Consider the following 8,559-nt stretch of genomic DNA (forward strand, 5'->3'; position numbering starts at 1 on the left):
TCGCCTACCTCTACGGCCCCGGCCGTCACGACGAGCACACCGACCCGCACATCGTGGCCGGCTTCGCCATGCTCGGCATGCCCGACCCTGGCCGCGACCCGGACGCCACCCTGACCCAGCTCGCCCGCCACCTCGACGAGCCCGTTCATCTTCGGAACAGCGAGTTCGGTAAGAAGGTCACCGACCACGTCTGGCACTGCCCCGTCCGCGCCGCACCCGAGGACCGCTGCCTCTCCGATGCCGAGTGGGGCGAGATCGCCCAGCGCATTGTCGAAGCCGCCGGCATCGCCCCGCCCGGAGACGACCTCGGCTGCCGGTGGATCGCCGTACGCCACGCGGACGACCACATCCACATCCTCGCCACCACCGTCCGCGAAGACGGCCGCCGCCCGAAACTCCACGACAGCGGCATCCGCGTCGGCGACGCATGCCGCCAGATCGAGACCGACTACGGCCTGCGCCAGCTGAAGAAGGGAGACCGCACCGCCGCACGTCGGCCCAGCCAGGCCGAGATGCACAAGGCCCAGCGTCTCGGCTGGGAGCAGACCAGCCGCGACTGGCTCCAGGACCGCATTCGCGCCGCCATCCCTCACGCGAGCAGCGCCGAGGAACTCCTCGCCTACCTCGAAGCCGACGGCCTTGCGGTCAAGCCCCGCCGTGGACCGTCCGGAGACCTCCTCGGCTACGCCGTCGGCCGCCCTGGCGACCTCAACAAGGACGGCGAACAGATCTTCCACCCTGGCGGAAAGATCGCCCCCGACCTCACCCTCCCCAAGCTCAAGGCCCGCCTCGAAACCACCGGCCCGGAAGAGCACCCCACCGCCCGCCGCGACCGCCCCACCACCCCCTGGCACCAGGCCACCGACGCCCTCGACACCCTCCACGCCGGCATGGCCGACGACACCCACGCCCAGGCCCACGTCACCGCCCTCGGCGAACTCATCGAAGCCACCGCCCAGAAAGCCCCCACACACCTCCACGCCGAACAACGAGCGGCATCACGTGCGTTCGCCCGCGCCCAGCGGTCCCCGATCCGAGCCGAGAACCAGGCCGCCCACACGCTGCGCAAGGCGGCCCGCGACATCGCCCACACCGCCACCGGCCCCGACGGCAGCGCCCTGGCCGCCCTGCTTACCGCCCTCGTCTGGGCCACGATCGTCGCCGCCCGCTGGCATGAGGCGAACAACCATGCCCACCAGACCGAAGCCGCCCGCCAGACCCTCCACCACCTGAAGGCCGCCGCAGACCAGCCCCTGACACCCGTCATCGACAGCCTCGCCATCCGTCAGCCCATCGACCAGGCCCGGCGGACCCTCGCCCATGACGTCCGGGCCGCCGTCCCCGATCACGCCGACCGCATCCTCACTGACCCCGCCTGGCCGGCCCTCGCCACCGTCCTGGCCGACGCCGAAGCAGGCGGCCACAAACCCCACCAGCTCCTCAAGGAGGCCGCCGCCCAGCGCGAACTCACCACCGCCCGCCAGCCCGCCCGCGTCCTGATCACCCGCATCCAGCACACCAGCCGCAACCCCGTACCCAACCCCCGCGCCGAAGCCGCCCGCCGACGCTCGACCACGTGGACATCCTCGACTGGCCTCGGGGCGTACGTGACACAGCCCGCCGCGACTCCGGTATCCGCGAATCCGATCAACCGTCCACGGCTGTAAGGAGGGCCGCCCCGCCCCCTCAAAGCCAGCACTCAAGCTCTTTCCGGCGGTCGCGCATAGTCTTCTCCTGCCATCTCGGCCCATAAACCGCAAGATGGTTGACCAGTACCGTTCTTCTCCGAGGCCGCTTGGGACGCCACTACTACGCTGCCCGGTCATGCGTGAAGTCGAATACAGGAGCAGCGGCGTTCCGTTGGAGGAATACGCACTCACTCGCCGGGACCACAGCCGTCAGAAGCAGAGCGAGGAGAGCTGCGAGCGGGTCCGGCGACAGGTTGACGAGGACGTCGCCAAATGCCGGGCAGACCCGGCGAGGGCGGAGCGCCGCCGCCAGGCGTTCGAGAACGTCGCGAAACTGATGCAGTCCTTCAAGAAGCAGGACCACGAGATCATGCGGTGGCGTGTCCGGCTGTACTGCGGCCACATCATCGAGACTGAGGCGCACTACACGTACACCGACCCCATCGACGCTGGGGGATACAGCAAGCGATGCCCTGAGTGCGGGAAAGACGGCTTGACGATCGTGGCCTTCGAGCCCATCGGACTACGCGGCGAGCCACCAGAACCAACGGAACCCACGCCTCCGCCACCCCCGAAGAAGCCGACACGAGCCGAGCTCGAACGACGCGTTAAGGCCCTGGAGGAGGAGAACGAGCACCTGCGCGCGGAGCTCAGCGGCTGAAGGTGGATCCGTTGCACGACGTCGAGGCGGTCCAATCCGGCTGTTCTCGCGCGCCTCCTGGTCTCCGTGAGGCTGAGTCTCGGCACCCGCCAGGTGTCTCAAGCCCGGCTTGCATGGGGGATGGCCTGACTTTCGGAGCCAGCATCGACCACTTACGCCACCGACTTCCGCACCGCCTCTGTCAGCGCAGCCGCACGTGCATCGTCGGACCCGCTGATGATGTGGTTCATCACGTAGCCGAAGGCGATGCCGTGCTGCGGATCGGCGAAGGCAAGTGAGCCGCCGCGGCCCGTGTGGCCGAAGGCATTCGGGCCGGTCATGACGTTGCCCTCGGTGGGCAGCATGTAGCCGGTGCCGAATCGGCTTGGGATCACCATCACCTGGTCCTTCCCGCCGGCCTGTTCCCTGGTCGCCGACGCGAGAGTCTCCGGGGTGATCACGCGCACGCCGTCCACCTCGCCGATCAGCGCGGCGTACATGCGGGCGAGCGCCCGTGCGGTGCCGATGCCGTTGGAGGACGGGAGCTCTGCGGCCTGCACCTCTGGCGAGTCGAAGTCAATGACGGCCGGGTCGGTGACGGCAAACGCTCGGTTGCTGAATGAGTTCGGGTCCCGCCAGGCGGCGACCTGTTCGCGAAGCTCCTCGGGAACAGCCTCGGCGGGCACGGTGGTGAGGTCGACGGCCGGTCGCCGGTACACCATGCGGCTGACCCGGCTGCGTTCACTCGCCGGCAAGCCGATGAAGAAATCCAAGGCGAGAGGGCCCGCGATCTCGTCGGCGAAGAAGCGGCCCGGCGAGCGGCCGGAGACTCGGCGGATCACCTCTCCGACCAGCCAGCCCCAGGTCCGGCCGTGATACCCGTGTGCGGTGCCTGGAGTCCACAGCGGGCGCTGGGCCGCCAGCGCTGCTGCCATGGGTTCCCAGGCCAGCGCCTGGGGCAGCGGGAGCGGCTCGTCCAGGGCGACCAGGCCGGCCTGATGGGACAGGAGCCAGCGGACGGGAATGTCCGCCTTTCCGTTCGCCCCGAACTCCGGCCAGTACTTCGCCACCGGAGCGTCAAGGTCGAGCATGCCGCGCTCGGCCAGCATGTGCGCCGCGGTGGCGGTGGCTCCCTTCGTCGCCGAGTAGACCAGTTGCAGGGTGTCCCGTGTCCACGGACGGCCGGTCTCGGGGTCGGCGACGCCACCCCACAGGTCGACCACCGGCCGGCCGTGCCAGTAGACGCACACGGCCGCGCCGATGTCCCCGTGCTGGGTGAAGTTCGCCATGAACGCCTCGCGGACCGGTTCGAACCCGGGCGCAACCTCACCATTGATCGTCGTCATACCGTTCATCCTGGCAGCCGCGCTGCCTCAGCTGACAGGGGAAGTGGCCTGTGCTCAGAGGCGTTCGGCATCGACGCGTACGACGAGGGTGACGCGTTCGCCCCTCGTGATCGGCCGTACGCCATGGATGTGCTCGCGGGTGGCGGGGAAGGCGACCAGGCTCCCACAGGGCGGCTTGATCTCCTGGGCGGGGTTCTCGAAGAAGAGCTCGCCGCCGCCGTAGGAGTCCGGCGTGTTGAGCCAGACCACCAGGGTGAGGTCACCGCCGACCACGGGCTGTCCATTGGTCCGGGCCCGCTCGCGCTCGATGTCGGTGACCTCGTCGTGGTGGGCGACAAAGCCGACGCCGGGGCCGTAGCGGTAGACGACCGCCGGCTGGGTGGCTATGGGCCTCGGGGCGATCTCGAAATGGCTGCGGACGAGGGTGGCGCAGTGGGAGATAACTGCCTTCTCCAGGTGCGCCGGGACCTCGACGTACTCGCTCTTGCGCAGCGATTCGTCGATGACGCCCTGGTAGGTGCGGGGGCGGGCGGTGTGGTTCTTCACGTGGTCCATCAGCGCTCCGCAGAGGCTGAGGGGGATGGCGCTCCCTACGACGAGCGGTAAGCGGTTCTTCCAGGTCATGAAGTGGTCTCCTTCCACCAACGGGTGCCTTCGGGCGAGTCCTCAAGGACGACGCCCTGCTGGGTGAGCTGTTCGCGGATCGCGTCGGCCTCGGCGAACTTCTTCGCCGCGCGGAGCCGGTCGCGTTCCTTCACGAGTTCGTCTACGGCGGCATCGCTTTGGGCGGAGCCGGGGATGTCGAAGGTTCCGAAGAGGTTGTTCACGTCCTCGATCAGCCGCAGGGCGGCCGGCCCGGCCGGCTCCTCCATGCGGTTCTGCTCGCGGATGTACTGGAACAGGACGGCGAGGGCACCGGGGGTGTCGAAGTCGTCGTCCAGGCGCTCGCGCATCTCCTTCCAGGCGTCCGTCGCGCGTGCGGCGTTCGCCGGGCTGTCGGTGTGCGCGGGGTCGATGGTCCGGGCGAAGTTCTCGATCCGGCGGCGTGCCCCTCGGGCCTGCTCCAGCGTGGAGTCGTTCAGCTCCATGGAGGAGCGGTAGTGCTGGGAGAGGAAGGCGTGCCGCAGGGTGCGGAAGTCCGTCCGGGCGAGGGCGTCGCGGATGGTAAGGAAGTTGCCGGTGCTCTTCGACATCTTCTCGCCGTCGACCCGCAGCAGACCGGTGTGCATCCAGTAGCGGGCCAGCGGCTCGATCCCGGAGGCAGCTTCCATCTGGGCGACCTCGGCCTCGTGGTGCGGGAAGATGAGGTCGACGGCGCCGCCGTGCAGGTCGTACGAGGGCCCGAAGAAGGTCTCCGTGATCGCGGTGTCCTCGATGTGCCACCCCGGCCGGCCCTGGCCCAGGTCGGTCTCCCAGAAGGGCTCGCCGTCCTTGCGGCCCTTCCACAGGGCGAAGTCACCCGGGTTGCGCTTCTTCGAGTTGTCGTCGATCCGCGACACCGAGTCCTCGGGGCGGAGATCGGTGCGGCCGGAGAGCTTGCCGTACGCGGGGAACGAGGCCAGGTCGAAGTACCAGCCGTCGTCGAGCTGGTAGGCGTGGCCGCGCTCGATCAGCCGCTTGATCTGGTCCACGATCGCGTCGATGTGATCGTGGGCCCGCGCGTGGACGTCGACACGGGTGTTCCCCAGTGCGGCCATGTCCTCCAGGTACTGCTTCTCGAAGAGGGCCGCGATCTCCTCTGGCGGGACGCCCTGCTCCGCCGACCGCCGGATGATCTTGTCGTCGACGTCGGTGATGTTCTGGAGGTACGTGACCTTGTACCCGCTCGCCTCCAGGTACCGCGCGATGAAGTCGAACTGCGTGTACGTCTTCGCGTGCCCGACGTGGCTGGGGCCGTACACGGTGGGTCCGCACACGAACATCCGCACCTCGGCCTCCCGCTCGGGGCGGAACTCCTCGGTCTGGCTGGTCAGCGTGTTGTGGACCTTGATCGACATCATGCCTCCTGTGTAAGCGGATCACGCAGCGTACTGACGCCCGGACATAAGCGTCTAACTGGAACCGCCGCGCCCGCCGAAGGGGACGAACCGCGGGGACGGCAGGGTGGCGAAGAGCGCTGCCTCGTCCCCGAGCAGGTGGTGGTTGGCCCGCTGGTACGCCTTCCGCACGGCCTCGATCGCACCGGGGCTGAGGTCCATCCCGACCGCGCGGCAGAACTCGCTCAGGGCCTCGCACCGCCGCTCCAGGTCGACCACCGACAGCGGGTCGCACTGCTGGGCCTCGATCAGCAGGTTCTCCTGCTCGCTGCTGATCAGGCCGAGTGCGCCGAGGGAGTACAGCTTCCACTTCATGTTCGGCAGCAGCTGGCCCGATCGCGCGTACATCCAGTCCACGACCTCGTCCAGCGCCCCGGAGAGGACGAAGTGGCCCGTGGGCACTCCGACCCGCCGCGCCATGCGCAGCGGGATCTCGCGCACGTCCCAGGTGATCCGGTTGTACAGCCGGTAGGTCTCGCCCTCCAGGCGCTGGAGCTGCTCGCGCGTCTTGTGGGAGATCAGTGCCCCGAAGGCTTCCTCGCGGTCGAACAGCGGCTCGCCCTTGTTCCCGTAGGCGTCGCACTTGTCGCTGTTCCACGTCGTGCGCGGGTCGGCCTCGTACTGGAAGAGGAGCTGGTGGACGTTGACCTCCATGCGTCCCCAGGGGACCGGCAGGTGGAAGCTGAACTCCGGGATCCAGGCAGGGAGTCGGTCGCGCACCAGGGCGTACGTGTCCGCCGGCCGCGACCTCCACTCGTCCTCCTTGATCGGGACGTCGAGGATGACGGCCAGGTCGAAGTCGGAGTCGGTGCTGAACCGGGTGACGTTGCGGGGCGCGACCGCCGAGGAGGACAGGACGTAGAGCGCCTGGACCTCAGGCATCGTCTTGAGCGTGTCGAGCAGACCTCCGGCGGCGGCGCGGGCCTGCATTCTCAGGTTTTCCACGGGAACTCCTTGGTCAGATGATCGGGCGATCCATCACGGAGCGGAGCGCGGGAACGAGCTCCAGCGCGATGCCGCCGTGGGTGCGCTGGATGTGTGCGAGGGAGGGGCTGCTGTTGCCCTCGATGACCACAGGTCCGCCGGGCGTGAGAGCGATGTCCCAGCCGATGAAGGGCACCTGCGGGAACAGGCGGGCACAGCGCTCGGCCAGCTCTCGGACCTCAGTCATGCGGGAGATCCGGTGGTCGGCGAACGGCACTGAACTGACCCCGTGGCGGGTGTGGGCGTTCAGGTACCGGTCGTAGCCGTGGCAGTCGAGTCGTCCGTCGGGGTGAACACGGATCTGCATGCCGCCGGCGGCCGAGTTGTCCGTGGTGCTCTCGGCGCCGCCGAGCTTCAGCATCACGTACAGGACCTCGGCGGCGCCTTCACGCAGAAGGGTGATCACGCGGAACGTGTTGAGGGCGTACGGGTTCAGCACGTCCAGGTCGGAATGCTGCGGCACGTACTGCTCCACCAGCCACGTGCCCCACCGCTGCGCGTAGGCCGGGAGGTCGAAGTCGTCCTCGCCTGGCCGCACGATCACGACGCCGGACCCACCACTGGAGTAGCGGGAGGGCTTGACCACCACGCGGCCGAGTCCGGAAGCGTGGTCGAGGACCTCCGTCAGCGGCACCACCTCACCAGCGGACGTCACACCCGTACGGCGGTCACCGCTCGCGATGAGCGCGGGCTGTGGGATGCCAGCAGACGCGAGGATCCTCTTGCAGGACGTCTTGTCGTCCAGGTCGATCGCGTCCCGGTTCACGCGGGGAAGGAGCCGGTGGAACAGGGCGCTCTCCGGCAGGTACGAGCAGGCCCGCTCGGAGGACACCTCGCGCCTGTATCCGCCGTAGCGGAAGTAGTGGAACGGCAGGCAGCGCCACCGCGCGGAGACCTTCACCAAGTCCCCGGCAATGAGGGCCAGGCTCTTCCTGTCCTCGTCGCGCAGCATCGCCGGCAGGTGCTCACTCCGCAGCTGCCGCACCTGGTAGGGAAGGAACCGCGCGCCGGACACGCGAGGAAGGACCTGGGTGCGGAACCACTCCTCGGTCACGGCCTGGCGGTGGTTGAAGCCGCGGTTCGCGGTGCGTCTCATGGTGCTCCTCCCGTTTCTCAGTGGTCCGGGGTTCCGGCGATGGCCAACGTGACGACGAGCGCACTCACGACGATCACGTAGGCCACGACAGCGAGTCGCTGCCTCATCGGGCAGGCCCGATGTTGTCGGCGGCGGTCGACCAGGCGACGCCGTTCTCGGGCTGGATGTGGGCGATACGGATGAGCCGGCCGCCGTGCCTCTCATGGACGACTTCGGTCAGCTCCCCTTCGCCCCGGCTCGCGATGTCGCGGACCAGGCGGTGAAGGAGGGGGTGGTCCTCCCGGCCTTCGTCATCGACCGGATTCACCGCTCGGACTCCTCGCGATCGCTCGCTCCGCGACGGAGGAATCTCTCCCACCCGGCTTCAGCGCGGGCGCGGAGAGCCGGACTCGGACCGGCCGGCGGCTCGGGAACCGTGTGCTGTCGACCGCTGTCGCCGGGCGTACGGACGGGCAGAGGCTGGCTCATCACGACCTCCTCGGGGGCGGTGCAGCCCGTCACCCACGCCAGGGACGCCGATGACGGGCTGCGGTCTAGGAGCCGTCCGGAGCGGGCGGGGGAGCCGGTTAACCCGGGTGCTCAGCTCCGAACGGCGTGAGGCCCAGTGAACGGCCGTGGACCGCGGGCTCGGAACGTTTCCCAGGGGTTCCTCCAACGAGAGAAACCCCCGTTTCTCGCACGGGGAGTAGCCTCCTGACTACCAATCTGAGGGGAGGGTGGGATGTCTGACCCCAAGGATCTGCACCCGCTGACCTAAGTGCAAGAAGGC

At 68.8% G+C, this 8,559-nt stretch carries 8 protein-coding genes; 2 read left to right on the top strand and 6 right to left on the bottom strand.

Features of this window, described 5'->3' with window-relative positions:
• A partial coding sequence (locus tag ABEA26_RS33480; protein ID WP_345597482.1) for a relaxase/mobilization nuclease domain-containing protein occupies positions 1 to 1,667 on the top strand: 1,667 nt, incomplete at its 5' end.
• Between the two features lie 157 nt (positions 1,668 to 1,824).
• Positions 1,825 to 2,349: a hypothetical protein gene (locus ABEA26_RS33485; protein WP_345597484.1), complete on the top strand. Its 525-nt coding sequence runs from the start codon at positions 1,825 to 1,827 to the stop codon at positions 2,347 to 2,349.
• A gap of 152 nt (positions 2,350 to 2,501) precedes the next feature.
• On the opposite strand, the gene ABEA26_RS33490 is transcribed toward ABEA26_RS33485, so the two are convergent.
• The 6 genes from ABEA26_RS33490 to ABEA26_RS33515 all read right to left on the bottom strand — a co-directional run bounded on the left by ABEA26_RS33490 (position 2,502) and on the right by ABEA26_RS33515 (position 8,097).
• Complete coding sequence (locus tag ABEA26_RS33490) at positions 2,502 to 3,674, bottom strand: serine hydrolase domain-containing protein (protein ID WP_345597487.1); 1,173 nt, start codon at positions 3,672 to 3,674, stop codon at positions 2,502 to 2,504.
• Positions 3,675 to 3,728: 54 nt separating this feature from the next.
• Positions 3,729 to 4,298: a 2OG-Fe(II) oxygenase gene (locus ABEA26_RS33495; protein ID WP_345597489.1), complete on the bottom strand. Its 570-nt coding sequence runs from the start codon at positions 4,296 to 4,298 to the stop codon at positions 3,729 to 3,731.
• Positions 4,295 to 5,674: a cysteine--tRNA ligase gene (cysS, locus tag ABEA26_RS33500; RefSeq protein WP_345597491.1), complete on the bottom strand. Its 1,380-nt coding sequence runs from the start codon at positions 5,672 to 5,674 to the stop codon at positions 4,295 to 4,297. Before cysS ends, ABEA26_RS33495 begins: the two co-directional genes overlap by 4 nt.
• Before the next feature lie 51 nt (positions 5,675 to 5,725).
• Entirely contained in the window at positions 5,726 to 6,655 is a 930-nt protein-coding gene (locus ABEA26_RS33505; protein ID WP_345597493.1) for a hypothetical protein, read from the bottom strand.
• A 13-nt stretch (positions 6,656 to 6,668) separates the two neighbouring features.
• The gene (locus tag ABEA26_RS33510; RefSeq protein WP_345597495.1) at positions 6,669 to 7,790 is read right to left on the bottom strand and encodes a sugar-transfer associated ATP-grasp domain-containing protein; all 1,122 of its coding nucleotides are present in this window, start codon (positions 7,788 to 7,790) and stop codon (positions 6,669 to 6,671) included.
• Between the two features lie 103 nt (positions 7,791 to 7,893).
• Positions 7,894 to 8,097 carry a hypothetical protein gene (locus tag ABEA26_RS33515; protein ID WP_345597497.1) on the bottom strand — a complete coding sequence of 68 codons (204 nt, stop codon included), beginning with the start codon at positions 8,095 to 8,097 and terminating at the stop codon, positions 7,894 to 7,896.
• Positions 8,098 to 8,559 lie beyond the last annotated feature (462 nt).

This window comes from Streptomyces marokkonensis, assembly GCF_039539045.1.
Taxonomy (GTDB): Bacteria; Actinomycetota; Actinomycetes; order Streptomycetales; family Streptomycetaceae; genus Streptomyces; species Streptomyces marokkonensis.

What these genes read in the sequence shown, in the direction of transcription:
- ABEA26_RS33490 (WP_345597487.1), bottom strand. Translation starts at nt 3,674, where the DNA reads ATGACGACGATCAATGGTGAGGTTGCGCCCGGGTTCGAACCGGTCCGC.
- ABEA26_RS33495 (WP_345597489.1), bottom strand. Translation starts at nt 4,298, where the DNA reads ATGACCTGGAAGAACCGCTTACCGCTCGTCGTAGGGAGCGCCATCCCC.
- ABEA26_RS33485 (WP_345597484.1), top strand. Translation starts at nt 1,825, where the DNA reads ATGCGTGAAGTCGAATACAGGAGCAGCGGCGTTCCGTTGGAGGAATAC.
- ABEA26_RS33510 (WP_345597495.1), bottom strand. Translation starts at nt 7,790, where the DNA reads ATGAGACGCACCGCGAACCGCGGCTTCAACCACCGCCAGGCCGTGACC.
- cysS (WP_345597491.1), bottom strand. Translation starts at nt 5,674, where the DNA reads ATGATGTCGATCAAGGTCCACAACACGCTGACCAGCCAGACCGAGGAG.